The organism is Effusibacillus pohliae DSM 22757, from assembly GCF_000376225.1.
Taxonomy (GTDB): Bacteria; Bacillota; Bacilli; order Tumebacillales; family Effusibacillaceae; genus Effusibacillus; species Effusibacillus pohliae.
The window spans coordinates 72,088-84,499 of the sequence record NZ_AQXL01000131.1 but is presented as its reverse complement, the minus strand read 5'-3'; the positions used below and the strand labels follow the sequence as shown (position 1 = coordinate 84,499).

Here is a 12,412-nt window from a genome sequence, read left to right as displayed (position 1 = left end):
GCGGAGGAAACCAATGACGATGCCGAAAATCGGATTGGCGCTTGGCGCCGGGGGAGCCCGCGGATTCGCCCATATCGGGGTGCTGCAGGTGTTCGAACAAGCGGGTATCCCGATTGACGCGATCGCGGGCAGTTCGATGGGGAGCCTGATCGGCGCGTTCTACGCAAGCGGAATGGAAACACGCTATATGGAAATGCTAGCAAAGAACTTGAAACGCAAGCATTTTGTCGATTTTACGATTCCCAGGCTGGGGTTTGTGGCCGGCAACAAGATCACGGAGATGATCCGCCTGCTGACCAAGGACATGAATATTGAAGACGGGAAAATCCCATTGGCGGTTGTTGCCACCGACGTGGAGAAAGGGGAACGGGTGGTGTTTCGGCAAGGTCCGATGTACAGGGCGGTGCGCGCCAGCATTTCGATCCCGGGCGTGTTTGTTCCCTGTTTTTATGACAACCGGGTGCTGATCGACGGCGGCGTCATCGACCGCGTGCCGGTCACCGCCTGCCGCGAATTGGGGGTGGACCTGGTGATCGCTGTCGATGTCGGCCTGTACAACAAGGAGTTGCCGGTTCGCAGCATCTTCGACGTGTTTTTCCAGTCGATCGAGATCATGGAACGGGAGATTCTCAAAACCCGCATCCTCGACGCCAATCTGGTGATCCGCCCGGATGTGGGGCATATTTCGACGGCCGCATTCGTGCAGGTGGAAGAGTGCATCGAACAAGGGCGGAAAGCAGCCCGGCAAGCGATCGACCAGATCCGGCAAACGATTGATGATTGGAAAGGAGAGCAAGCGGTTGGCGACTCGGTTAACAGCTAGAAGCAAGGTGATTCGGTTCCTCGTTCCGCTCCTGCTGATCCTTTCCTGGTTCATTCCGCTGCCTTACTATATCTACCAACCGGGTTCGGCGGAAGAACTGCAGTCGATTCTGACGGTGGCCGGCGGCCAGAAAGATGAAAAAGGGGCGTTGATGCTGACCACTGTCCTGACCGTGCCGGTGGAAAACATTTATTACTACGCGTACGGCAAGCTGCTGCCCAACCGACAGATCGTTCCGAAAGAGGAAGCGGACCGGGGACTGGCGGAGGAGGACTACAAGAAACTGCTGCGGCACATGATGAACAGTTCGCAGGAGAGCGCCGTGGTGGCGGCGATGCGCTACCTTGGCAGGCCGGTGACGATCCGTTACATGGGGGCGCTGGTAAGCGGGATCGCGCCATATTCGAAAGCGAAAAATGTCCTGCAGATCGGCGACCTGATTGTGAAAGTGGATGACCGGCCGGTCGCTAAACGGGAGGATTTGGTTCAATACTTGCATGACAAACAGGTCGGCGATAAGGTGAAGCTGCAGTTGATTCGTGACAGTCAGCCCAAAACGGCCGAAATTGAACTCGTCCTGCTGCGCGATCTGTATGGAGATCCGCTGCAGCCGAGCCGGGCTGGACTCGGCATCGACCTGATGGACAAGCAGGAGGCGGAGAATCTGCCGAAAGTGGATTTTCACACGGATCAGATCGGCGGTCCGTCGGCCGGTTTGATGTTCGCGCTGGAAATCGTCTCGCAATTGACGCCGGGCGACTTGACAAAAGGGCATAAAATCGCCGGCACGGGCACGATCGACGGCGACGGGAACGTGGGTCAGATCGGCGGCATTGAACACAAGATCGTCGCCGCAGATAAAAAAGGGGCGGAGATTTTCTTTTGCCCGGCGGATGTAGGCCCGAACGACACGAACACGAAGATGGCAAAAACAAAAGCGGCGGAAATCGGCACGAAGATGACAATCGTGCCGGTCAGGACGCTGGCGGATGCGGTCGATTATCTAAATCGTCTTCCGTGATGTAGACGGCCGGAATGTCCGGCTCCCGCAGCCGATTGGCCGCTTCCGTTTGCGGCAATCCCAAACCGTACACGGCAGTCGCTCGCAGGTTGACTTCCAGCATGCGGGGGATGTCCCGCCTGATTTTTGTAAAAATCGGTACCCGGCAAGTGGACGCGCTCTGTTTCAACAAGGCTCGTCCCTTTTCTGTGAAACCGAGCACGCGGATCGAATCGGGTCCCTGTTCCAGATCGAACGCCTGCAGTTGCTGCTTGGTCATCCCCAACAGCAGGGCTGTCAGCGCACGCTGAATGCGGGTCCAGGTGTACCGCCGTGTCTTGACTTGATAAATCAACTGGGAAACAGTTGAAGCCGACGGCAGTGCCTCGATGATGCGGGACGCCAATCCCTCTTTGTCAAAATGGGTGAATGCCTGCAATTCCTCCGCTGACGAACGGGCGATCAAAGCGAACAGCGGCCGCGTGAACGAATCCCAAGTGACAGGGCCGCGGCCTTCGCTGAACTCGCGCTGCAGAATCGCGCGATTGGAAGCGGGGAGATAGGCATGCATCGGCCGCCGCTCGGCGATCGCCCGGCGGATTGCGGTTGCGCTGGCGATCTCCGCATGCTGGAACGCGGTCTCGTGATGGCCGGCCGCAATCCGTTTGATCGTGTACGGGCGGATGGGACTGTTCAGTTTTTGCAGAGCGTGCAGGTATTCGACTCCCAACATGTTGTTCGGGTGATTGACCAGGTCAGGGTCGAGCGATTTTTCCTGTTGTACATAGCTGTACAGTGCCTGGGCAAAAGCGGCCGGGTACGACAGGCCTCGCTTCAGTGCTTTCTCCAGTTCCGTTCGCATTGCGGCCGGCGGTTCCGCGACAATCGCGGCAAGCTGCAAAAGCGTGCGGAGATCGCCTTGTTCGCTGCCGAAGCAAAGCGCATCGACGATGCCGAGCGCGTGCAGCGTGGCGATTGCGCCGAAGGCAAACAGACGGGCGCTTTGCGTGCTGTATACAACAGGCAGTTCCAGCACCAGATCGACACCGTTTCGCAGCGCCATTTCGGTGCGGGCCCATTTGTTGACGATCGCCGGTTCGCCGCGCTGCAAAAAATGTCCGCTCATCACCGCGACGACCGCATCGGCACCCGTTATTTCTTTGGTTTTTTGCAAATGATAACAGTGGCCGTTGTGCATCGGGTTGTATTCGACAACAACTCCTGCAACGCGCATAGCGAATCCCCTCGCAGAGTTTGTGAATTCCTGGCTATTATAGCAATCCTGTCGATCGTTGACAATTTACCAGCAAGCCGATATAATGAAACTCGTTGCTCAATGAGGTGATATCGTGTTACTGCGGTGGCGAGATGTCCATGACAAACCGAATGGTGTTGAGTTGTACGATTCGCTGGAGTTTCCAAACGTACTGAAAGAGAATCGGCAGATCATCTCGCTGGGGCCGATCGATGTGCAGTTGCATGTCGAAGCAGTATCCGATACCCTGACGGTGAACGGGAATCTGAAAGGCCCGATAACCTACCGGTGTTCCCGTTGCCTGACCGATTTTCAGGATGAGATCGCGGCGCCGTTCTCAGAGCAGTTTGTCCGGGTGCCGCCGGACGAGCTGGATGCAGAAGACGAGCGAATTCCGGTGACGGGCGATGCGATCGATCTCGATCCCTACCTGGAACAGGAGATCCTGCTGGCGTTGCCGTACACTCCCGTTTGTCAGGAAGCATGTGCCGGATTGTGTCCGGTATGCGGCATCAACCGAAACGAACAGGTCTGCACATGCAAGGCGGAGCGGATCGATCCGCGCCTGGCAGACTTGGCGAAGTTATTCAACCCAGAATAGTTTTTGTTTGTTGAGTGGTTTGAGGAGGTGGAACACATGGCAGTACCGTTTCGACGTACGTCGAAGACCCGCAAGCGCATGCGCCGCACTCACTACAAGCTGAGCGTTCCTGGCATGGTCGAATGCCCGCAGTGCGGTGCGTTGAAATTGTCGCACCGTGTTTGCAAGGAGTGCGGCTACTACAAAGGCCGCGAAGTGGTAAACGTTGAATAATCGAGTGTCAACAAGCGAAGCGAAGTCCTCACGGGCTTCGCTATTTTTCTGACCAAAAATTACTATTCATAAATGAATCTTCGAATGCACAACGTAAGGGTACACCACTCGAAAGGAGGGAAATCAAGATGCCAAACAACAACAACAAGCTGGTTTCTGGTGCAGCACGGGCTCTCGACCAAATGAAGTATGAAATCGCGCAAGAGTTTGGCGTGAACCTGGGTGCTGAAACGTCTTCCCGTCAAAACGGTTCGGTGGGTGGAGAAATCACGAAGCGTTTGGTCGCATTTGCGGAACAGGCGCTGGCTGGCCGTCAATAACCAACTTGATATTCTATAAAAGCCCCCGCCAGGGGGCTTTTGCTATGGGAAACTAGTTGCAACTCGCGGTTGTAGGTTGCGGCGATTCATTATATACTGTTATTAGCACTTGGTACTAATCTCTCGTGCATGGTGGAGGTGCTGCGGTGGCGGGTATGAGCAAAAAGGAACGCCAGGCGGCGCTGTTACGATTGCTGGAAAAGCACCCATTTGTAACGGACGAGGACTTGGCCAAACAATTCAATGTCAGTATCCAGACGATCCGGCTTGACCGGATGGCGCTCGGCATCCCCGAAGTGAGGGAGCGAATCAAGGCGGTCGCCGAAACGAAGCAAAGCGAACTGCGGTCGCTGGAAGGCGACGAGGTGATCGGTCAAATCATCGAGCTGAATTTGAACGAGATGGCGATCTCGATTTTCGATATCGAACCGATCCACGTCTTCAGCAAAACCAAAATCGTGCGGGGACACCATCTGTTCGCCCAGGCGAATTCCCTGGCCGTGGCGGTGATCGATGCGGATGTGGTGTTGACGCGGACGGCAAAACTTCGCTTCGTGCGGCCGGGGAGGCTCGGCGAACGGCTGGTTTGCAAAGCGATTGTCACATCCAATCTGCCGGACCGCGCGCATGTGGACGTCGTAACCCGGGTGGGCGACGATACGATTTTTTCCGGAGAATTTGTTGTGGTCAAATTTCCGCTGGAATCGGTTATTGGAGGTATGGAATCTTGAGATTGGCAATCGATGCGATGGGCGGCGACCACGCGCCCGATCAGATCGTCCAGGGAGCTTGGCGGGCGGCCGAACGCTTTCCGGATCTGCAATTGGTGCTGGTGGGAGATGCGGCGCGAATTCGGGCGATACTGGATGATGAAACGCGCTCCAACATCGAGATTGTACATACTACGGAAGTGATCGCCGCGGACGATGAACCGGTTCGCGCAGTGCGCCGCAAACAGGACGCTTCCTTGACGGTGGCGGCCCGGATGGTGAAGGAAGGCCGGGTGGACGGGTTCGTATCTGCCGGCAACACCGGTGCGTTGATGGCGGCCGGATTGCTGGTGATCGGACGCGTGGAAGGCATTCAGCGGCCGGCTCTGGCGTCCGTTTGGCCCACGTTTGACGGGCGCGGCGTATTGGTGCTCGATGTAGGAGCCAATATGGATGCGGAACCCGCACACCTGCTCCAATACGCGGTGATGGGCGATCTGTACGCCAAATATGTGCTCGCTGTCGACAAGCCGCGCATCGGGCTGCTCAATGTCGGCACCGAACCCGGCAAGGGCAATGCGCTGACGAAGGAAGCCTATTCCCTGTTTTCGCAGCAAACGTTTGCGTTTGTCGGAAATGTGGAAGCCCGCGACATCATGCACGGAGTCTGCGATGTGGTGGTGTGCGACGGGTTCGTCGGCAACGTCATGCTGAAATTGGTGGAAGGCGTCGGCCTTGGCATGTTTAACGCATTGAAGGAAGTGTTTCTGGCGAGTCCGCTGTCGAAGCTGGCGGCACTTGCTTTAAAACCGGGATTGAAACGCTTCAAGCAGAAATTCGACTACTCCGAGTATGGCGGTGCGCCGCTTTTGGGGGTCAACGGTGTGTGCATCAAAGCCCACGGATCGTCGAACGCCCGGGCGTTTGAGATGGCGATCGAACAGGCGCGGCAATTTTTGCTCCACGGCGTATTGGATCAGATACGCGCGGGAGTTGGAGGGGATGAGACGAGATGAATCGATTGCACGTAGGGGTTTTGGGAACCGGTTCCGCGCTGCCGGAACGGGTGCTGACGAACGCCGACCTGGAAAAAATGGTCGATACGTCAGATGAATGGATCGTATCCAGAACCGGCATCCGGGAGCGGCGTATCGCCGACGCGCAGACCGCTTCTTCCGACCTGTCGGTGGAAGCGGCCCGCAAAGCGATCATTGATGCGGGCATCTCGGTCGAGGACATCGGCCTGGTGATCTGTGCCACGGTGACGCCCGATTATATGTTTCCGGCGACCGCCTGCCTGGTGCAGGAGCGTCTGGGCATCAAGAAAACCGGCGCGTTCGACTTGTCGGCCGGCTGCAGCGGATTTTTGTACGGGCTTGCCTGCGCCGTCCCGATGATCCAAAGCGGCATGGCGAAATATGCGCTGGTGATCGGAGTCGACACGCTGTCCAAAATTACCGACTATACGGACCGCAACACGTGTGTGTTATTCGGAGACGGTGCCGGTGCGGTAGTGTTGGGGCCGGTTCCGGAAGGCCGCGGCTTTCTCGGTTTCGATCTGGGGGCTGACGGGAGCGGCGGCGAGCAACTGATGATGGCTGCCGGGGGTTCCCGCAATCCGGCCACTCAGGAGTCGGTGCTCAACCGGCAGCATACGATCGCGATGAATGGAAAAGAAGTGTTTAAGTTTGCCGTTCGCGTGATGAATACGGCAACCGAGGAAGTGCTGCGAAAAGTCGGTTTGGAAAAAACAGACGTCGATTTCCTGGTGCCGCACCAGGCGAACATCCGGATTATCGACTATGCGCGGGAGCGGCTCGGGCTGCCGGAGGACAAGGTGGTCGTCAATCTGGACCGATACGGCAACATGTCGTCCGCGTCGATTCCGGTTGCGCTCGACGAGGCTCACCGCATGGGTAAGTTCAAGGAAGGCGATCTGTTGCTGCTGGTCGGTTTTGGGGCAGGCCTGACCTGGGGTGCGGCCGCCCTGCGTTGGTAAGCAGCTGTGGCGCCGTGCGCAAATTGGGCGGGCAATTTCGGGGCCCCACCGGCTGCGGCGTTAGGTCTCACTGCGGTGGAGTTAGGCTAAGGAGGCAGAGGTATGGCGAAACTGGCATTTGTTTTTCCGGGGCAAGGGGCCCAGACAGTGGGCATGGGCAAGGCGATGGCCGATGCGTACCCGGAAGCGCGGGCCGTTTTTCAGGAAGCGGACGAGGCGCTCGGTTTCTCCCTGAGCGACATCATTTTTGACGGGCCGGAGGACAAGTTGCGGCTCACTTATTATACGCAGCCGGCGATTTTGACAACCAGCATCGCGCTGTACCGTGTATTCGCAAAAGAGGGGTTTACCCCCGCCTATGTGGCCGGCCATTCGCTCGGCGAATATTCGGCGCTGGTGGTGGCGGGTGCACTCGATTTTGCCGACGCGGTGCGAGTGGTGCACGCCCGCGGCAAGTTCATGGACGAAGCGGTTCCTGCCGGACGCGGGGCGATGTCGGCGATCATCGGCGGTGACCGGGCTGACATACAGGCGGTCTGCGAGCAGGTGTCGCAAACGGTTGGCGTCGTCGAACTGGCGAATATCAACTGCCCCGGGCAGGTTGTGATCTCCGGGCAGGCGGAGGCGGTGGCAAAAGCGGGCGAACAGCTGGAGGAAAAAGGGCTGCGCGTGATCCCGCTCATCGTGTCGGGGCCTTTCCACTGTTCCCTAATGCAGCCTGCCGCCGAAAAATTGGTCGGCGTCCTGCAACAGGTCACCGTGCGCGACGCGCAGATTCCGGTAGTGGCGAACGTATCGGCAAAGCCGGTGTTGTCGGCCGACGAGATCCGCGGCGCGCTGTATGAGCAGGTAGCCTCTTCTGTTCTCTGGGACGATTCGGTAAGGTTTATGCTGGACAATGGAATCGACACATTTGTGGAAATCGGACCCGGTCAGGTGCTGTCCGGCCTGATCAAGAAAGTGAACCGGCGGATTCCGACGCTGTCGGTGCAGGATCCGGCCACTTTTGAGAAGACGGTTTCCGCGTTAAGGGGGGAAGTTTGATGCTGGCTGGCAAAGTGGCGCTCGTAACCGGCGCCTCCCGCGGCATCGGCCGCGCGATCGCTCTCGCATTGGCGGAGCGCGGCGCAAAAGTTGTCGTCAACTATGCAGGAAACCAGGCAGCCGCTGAAGAAGTAGTTGCCAGGATTCGGGATCGGGGCGGCGAAGCGGTGGCCGTGCAAGGCGATGTGGCGAACCGGGAAGCGGCGGAAAAAATGGTCGACACCGCCACCGGAACATTTGGCCGGCTCGATATCCTGGTCAACAACGCCGGCATCACGCGGGACAACCTGCTGATCCGGATGAAGGAAGAGGACTGGGACGCGGTGATCGATACCAACCTGAAAGGCGTCTTCAACTGCACCAAGGCGGCCGCGAAAGTGATGATGAAACAGCGCTACGGGCGCATCATCAACGTCACATCGGTCGTCGCGCTGATGGGCAACCCGGGACAGGCCAACTATGTGGCGGCAAAATCGGGCGTCATTGGTCTTACCAAATCGAACGCCCGGGAACTGGCTTCCCGCAACATCACCGTCAACGCGGTCGCGCCCGGCTATATCCAGACCGATATGACGGACGTGCTGAACGATGAGGTCAAACAGTCGCTGCAAAAGCAGATTCCGCTCGGCCGCCTCGGGGAACCGGAAGACGTCGCCAAGGCTGTCCTGTTCCTTGCTTCCGACGACGCATCGTACATCACGGGTCAGGTTCTGACGGTCGACGGCGGCATGGTGATGTAGGAAGCTGACTTGCATAAAAGAATCGTGTATACTCGGAGGAGGAGGTGAATGGCATGTCAACTTTTGATCGAGTCAAGAAAATCATTGTTGACCGTTTGGGCGTCGATGAATCGGCTGTCACCATGGAAGCTTCTTTCAAAGAAGATTTGGGAGCAGACTCGCTCGATGTGGTGGAACTGGTGATGGAACTGGAAGATGAGTTCGACCTGGAGATTTCGGACGAAGACGCGGAGAAAATCAGCACCGTTGGGGAAGTGGTACAATACATAGAGTCCCACAAGGCATAACTCCGGTCCGTTCTCATTGAACGCAGAGTCCCGCGGGCTTCCTCGGGACTCTCTTTGCCAAGAACAGCACGTTCCTCTTGGTTTCCATCAGCGGGAGGACTTGACGATACAATCTGGAAAAGGTAGGGTGATTTCCTACATGAGAAGACGAGTGGTTGTGACGGGAATGGGGGTTATTTCTCCCGTCGGAAATACGGTTTCCGCCTTCTGGGAGAGCCTTGTTGCCGGAAAATCGGGCGTCGGCCGAGTCACGCGCTTCGATGCTTCCGAATATCCCTGTCAGATCGCGGCGGAAGTGAAAGATTTCAACCCTGAGGACTACATCGACAAAAGAGAAGCCCGCCGCATGGACCGGTTCGCCCAGTACGCGGTGGCGGCCGCCAAAATGGCGATGGAAGACAGCAAACTGCAGATCACGGAAGAGAATGCGGAGCGCGTCGGCGTCTACGTCGGTTCCGGCATCGGCGGTCTGGAGACGCTGATGGAGCAGTATCAGATTCTGCTGGAAAAAGGGCCGCGCCGCGTTTCGCCGTTTTTTATTCCGATGATGATCGGGGATATGGCGACCGGCCAGATTTCGATTTTCTTCGGTGCAAAAGGGCCGAACTCCTCGCCGATTTCCGCCTGCGCGACCGGCACCAACGCGATCGGCGACGCTTACAAGATCATCGAACGCGGCGCTGCTGACGTAATGATCACCGGTGGTTCGGAAGCGACCATTCTGCCGTTGGCGCTGGCCGGATTTTCCGCGGCGAAAGCGCTGGCGACCAAGTTCAACGACCAGCCGGAAAAGGCGAGCCGTCCGTTTGACCGGGACCGCGACGGGTTCGTCATGGGGGAAGGTTCCGGCATCCTGATTCTCGAGGAACTGGAACATGCAAAAAGGCGGGGGGCGCCCATTTACGCGGAGATCATCGGGTACGGCATGAGCGGGGATGCGTACCATATTACGCAACCGGCACCGGAAGGGGAAGGCGCTGCCCGGGCGATGCGGGAAGCGCTGCTCGACGCCGGGATCCGGCCGGAGGAAGTGGATTATATCAACGCACACGGGACTTCGACCGATTACAACGACAAATTTGAAACGATCGCAATCAAAAAAGTGTTTGGCGAACACGCCTACAAACTCGCCGTCTCGTCCACCAAGTCGATGACCGGACACCTGCTGGGAGCGGCTGGCGGCGTCGAGGCGATCGCTTGCGTGAAAGCGCTGCAGGAGCAGATTTTGCCGCCGACCATCAATCTGGAAAATCCGGATCCCGATTGCGATCTGGACTATGTCCCGAACGAGGCGCGGAAGGCGAAGGTGAACGTGGTGATGTCCAATTCGTTCGGCTTCGGCGGGCATAATGCGTCGATCCTCTTGCGAAAATATGAAGGGTGAGAATACCCCACAAAGTGATGCGGAGCTTCGCAGTGAATTCCGAGTACTTTGCGGGGGCCCCGGAATACACCCCCGCAAAGTGACCGCTGTGCCGCTACAATGGCAAGCGGTTCCAATTGAGGGGCCTAGTCGCATATTGTATAACATTGGTCTGCCCCGGTGTGCGGCAAGGAGCCCGCACCGGGGTCTTATGCTGAACAGAACGGGTGAGAAACTGTGGCCGGTAAATTTGAGATGTTGCAGCAATCGTTACAAATCCGTTTCACCAATCTTTCTCTGCTGAAACAGGCGTTCACCCATGCGTCATACCGGAACGAGCACCGCGGCGAGAACGGACAGGACAACGAACGCCTGGAGTTCCTGGGGGACGCTGTGCTCGAACTGTTGGTCAGCGAATTTTTGTATACGCGCTATCCGACTTTGCCTGAAGGGGAGCTGACTCGGATGCGGGCGGCGATTGTCTGCGAACCGTCACTGGTGAAGTTTGCGGAGAAACTGCAGTTCAACAAATACATTCGGCTGGGACGCGGGGAAGAATTGTCCGGCGGCCGGAGACGGCCGGCCCTGCTGGCGGACGTGTTTGAAGCATTTATGGGAGCGTTGTATCTCGATCAGGGGCTGGAGGCGGTGAGATCGTTTTTGCAGACGCATGTGTTTCCGGACTTGGAAAACGTGCACGGCCTGTTGCTCTCTGATTTCAAGACGCTGCTGCAGGAACATGTGCAGCGCGAAAATCTCGGCGCTCTGACGTACCGCATCCTGGAAGAACGCGGCCCCGCCCATAACCGCGAATTCGTGTCGCAGGTGTTCATTAACAACACTCCTTATGGCATCGGCACCGGCCGTTCGAAAAAAGAGGCGGAGCAGCGGGCGGCGCATGAAACGCTGACCATGTTGGGACGCTAAGATGTGGAAGCGATAACAAGGAGGCGGTTAAATGGCGGAGCGTCGAGAGAAAAAACGGCCTTGGGGAGACGACGAACAGGATGCAATGTTCGATTGGGACATGTCCCGCATGAAAGTCGATCCGGTGCTGGAACTGCTGAACCAGGCCGTCCATCCCGACTATGGACTCGGCAGGGACGAGCCCGAAACAGAACGGCCGAACCGCAAATGAAACAGCCGTTCCTGCCGGGGAACGGCTCCAGATTGGGAGACAGCACCGTTTTCGAACGGTGCTATTTTATTCGCACCTGCCCCCCTACGTTTGCCGCACCGGTTCCAGCCGGGCGGTAAAGTGGCGCAAAATGTTCGGTTCCGCTTCCTGCAGATGATAAAAATTGCGGCTGCCCGCATTCCGCCATTTCAAAATAGCCGGGACGGCCCCCTTTCCGGGCGCCGGTGAACGCCCCTTCTTCATAGCCGAACAGTTCGCTTTCCAGCAGCGATTCCGGGATCGCCGCGCAGTTGACCGCCAGAAACGGTTTCTCCCGCCGTTCGCTGTTCCCGTGAATGTAGTGGGCCAGCACTTCCTTGCCGGTGCCGCTTTCCCCCGTCAGCAGGACGGTCGACGGGATCAACGCCGCTTTTTTCGCCAGCCGCCAGACATGGCGGCTTTGCGGGTGCTGCCCCACCACAATCTCCGCCTGCTCCAGGCTTTGCACCTGCATCGTGCGGATCGTTTCTGTCGCCACCTGAAGCTGTTCCGTCAGCCGACGCACCTCCGTCACATCGCGGAAGACCGACAGAGCGCCGGCACATTGGCCCCCGATCGTAAGCGGCACGATGTTCGACACCACCTCCCGGTCGCGAACGCGGGTGCGGACTCCCGTCTGCGCCTGTCCGGTGGTGAGCGTTTGCAGCAGGCGGGAATAAGGAACCGCATCGGTCACGTAGCGGCCCATGACTTCTTCCCGCTTCAAGCCGGTGATCCGTTCGTTCGCCTCGTTCACATAGCGGACGAAACCGTTCGCATCGATGATCACCAGGCCGTCGTGCAACGCATCCAGAATCGGCATCGCCGTTTCGATAATGGTGGAGAGCTGATCGGAACCCATACGATTTTGACCTCTCAATCCGATTGACATCTGACAGCG

General features: G+C 57.8%; 16 protein-coding genes. 14 read left to right on the top strand and 2 right to left on the bottom strand.

Features of this window, described 5'->3' with window-relative positions; genetic code table 11:
* Positions 1-13: 13 nt before the first annotated feature.
* Both C230_RS0115145 and C230_RS0115140 read left to right on the top strand, forming a co-directional pair.
* The gene (locus C230_RS0115145; protein ID WP_018132898.1) at positions 14-823 is read left to right on the top strand and encodes a patatin-like phospholipase family protein; all 810 of its coding nucleotides are present in this window, start codon (positions 14-16) and stop codon (positions 821-823) included.
* Complete coding sequence (locus C230_RS0115140) at positions 801-1,844, top strand: SepM family pheromone-processing serine protease (RefSeq protein WP_018132897.1); 1,044 nt, start codon at positions 801-803, stop codon at positions 1,842-1,844. Before C230_RS0115145 ends, C230_RS0115140 begins: the two co-directional genes overlap by 23 nt.
* Here the strand turns inward: C230_RS0115140 and C230_RS20675 are convergent.
* Positions 1,798-3,057, bottom strand: a complete 1,260-nt coding sequence (locus C230_RS20675) for a nucleotidyltransferase (RefSeq protein WP_018132896.1) — start codon at positions 3,055-3,057, stop codon at positions 1,798-1,800. The genes C230_RS0115140 and C230_RS20675 overlap by 47 nt on opposite strands.
* Positions 3,058-3,172: 115 nt before the next feature.
* Here C230_RS20675 and C230_RS0115130 point away from each other — a divergent pair, with 115 nt between their 5' ends.
* The 12 genes from C230_RS0115130 to C230_RS0115075 all read left to right on the top strand — a co-directional run bounded on the left by C230_RS0115130 (position 3,173) and on the right by C230_RS0115075 (position 11,493).
* The gene (locus C230_RS0115130) at positions 3,173-3,679 is read left to right on the top strand and encodes a YceD family protein (protein ID WP_018132895.1); all 507 of its coding nucleotides are present in this window, start codon (positions 3,173-3,175) and stop codon (positions 3,677-3,679) included.
* Positions 3,680-3,715: 36 nt separating this feature from the next.
* Positions 3,716-3,892 carry a 50S ribosomal protein L32 gene (gene rpmF / locus C230_RS0115125; RefSeq protein WP_018132894.1) on the top strand — a complete coding sequence of 59 codons (177 nt, stop codon included), beginning with the start codon at positions 3,716-3,718 and terminating at the stop codon, positions 3,890-3,892.
* 128 nt (positions 3,893-4,020) lie between these two features.
* Complete coding sequence (locus C230_RS0115120; protein ID WP_018132893.1) at positions 4,021-4,212, top strand: alpha/beta-type small acid-soluble spore protein; 192 nt, start codon at positions 4,021-4,023, stop codon at positions 4,210-4,212.
* Positions 4,213-4,358: 146 nt separating this feature from the next.
* A complete protein-coding gene (gene fapR / locus C230_RS0115115; RefSeq protein ID WP_018132892.1) occupies positions 4,359-4,943 on the top strand; it encodes a transcription factor FapR in 585 nt (194 codons plus the stop codon).
* Complete coding sequence (plsX, locus tag C230_RS0115110) at positions 4,940-5,938, top strand: phosphate acyltransferase PlsX (RefSeq protein WP_018132891.1); 999 nt, start codon at positions 4,940-4,942, stop codon at positions 5,936-5,938. The genes fapR and plsX overlap by 4 nt, the downstream gene beginning before the upstream one ends.
* Positions 5,935-6,921 (top strand): beta-ketoacyl-ACP synthase III, encoded by a 987-nt coding sequence (locus C230_RS0115105; protein ID WP_018132890.1) that lies wholly within the window; start codon positions 5,935-5,937, stop codon positions 6,919-6,921. The genes plsX and C230_RS0115105 overlap by 4 nt, the downstream gene beginning before the upstream one ends.
* Before the next feature lie 102 nt (positions 6,922-7,023).
* Positions 7,024-7,965: an ACP S-malonyltransferase gene (gene fabD, locus C230_RS0115100; RefSeq protein WP_018132889.1), complete on the top strand. Its 942-nt coding sequence runs from the start codon at positions 7,024-7,026 to the stop codon at positions 7,963-7,965.
* Complete coding sequence (fabG, locus tag C230_RS0115095) at positions 7,965-8,705, top strand: 3-oxoacyl-[acyl-carrier-protein] reductase (RefSeq protein ID WP_018132888.1); 741 nt, start codon at positions 7,965-7,967, stop codon at positions 8,703-8,705. Before fabD ends, fabG begins: the two co-directional genes overlap by 1 nt.
* 53 nt (positions 8,706-8,758) lie before the next feature.
* Complete coding sequence (acpP, locus tag C230_RS0115090) at positions 8,759-8,992, top strand: acyl carrier protein (RefSeq protein ID WP_018132887.1); 234 nt, start codon at positions 8,759-8,761, stop codon at positions 8,990-8,992.
* Positions 8,993-9,131: 139 nt separating this feature from the next.
* Complete coding sequence (gene fabF, locus C230_RS0115085) at positions 9,132-10,376, top strand: beta-ketoacyl-ACP synthase II (protein WP_026174345.1); 1,245 nt, start codon at positions 9,132-9,134, stop codon at positions 10,374-10,376.
* A gap of 216 nt (positions 10,377-10,592) precedes the next feature.
* A complete protein-coding gene (gene rnc, locus C230_RS0115080) occupies positions 10,593-11,282 on the top strand; it encodes a ribonuclease III (RefSeq protein ID WP_018132885.1) in 690 nt (229 codons plus the stop codon).
* A 31-nt stretch (positions 11,283-11,313) separates the two neighbouring features.
* Positions 11,314-11,493, top strand: coding sequence for a hypothetical protein (locus C230_RS0115075; RefSeq protein WP_018132884.1), 180 nt, complete (start codon positions 11,314-11,316; stop codon positions 11,491-11,493).
* Positions 11,494-11,554: 61 nt separating this feature from the next.
* Here C230_RS0115075 and C230_RS23650 read toward each other — a convergent pair whose 3' ends face one another.
* Positions 11,555-12,373, bottom strand: a complete 819-nt coding sequence (locus C230_RS23650) for a sigma 54-interacting transcriptional regulator (protein WP_018132883.1) — start codon at positions 12,371-12,373, stop codon at positions 11,555-11,557.
* Between the last annotated feature and the right edge of the window lie 39 nt (positions 12,374-12,412).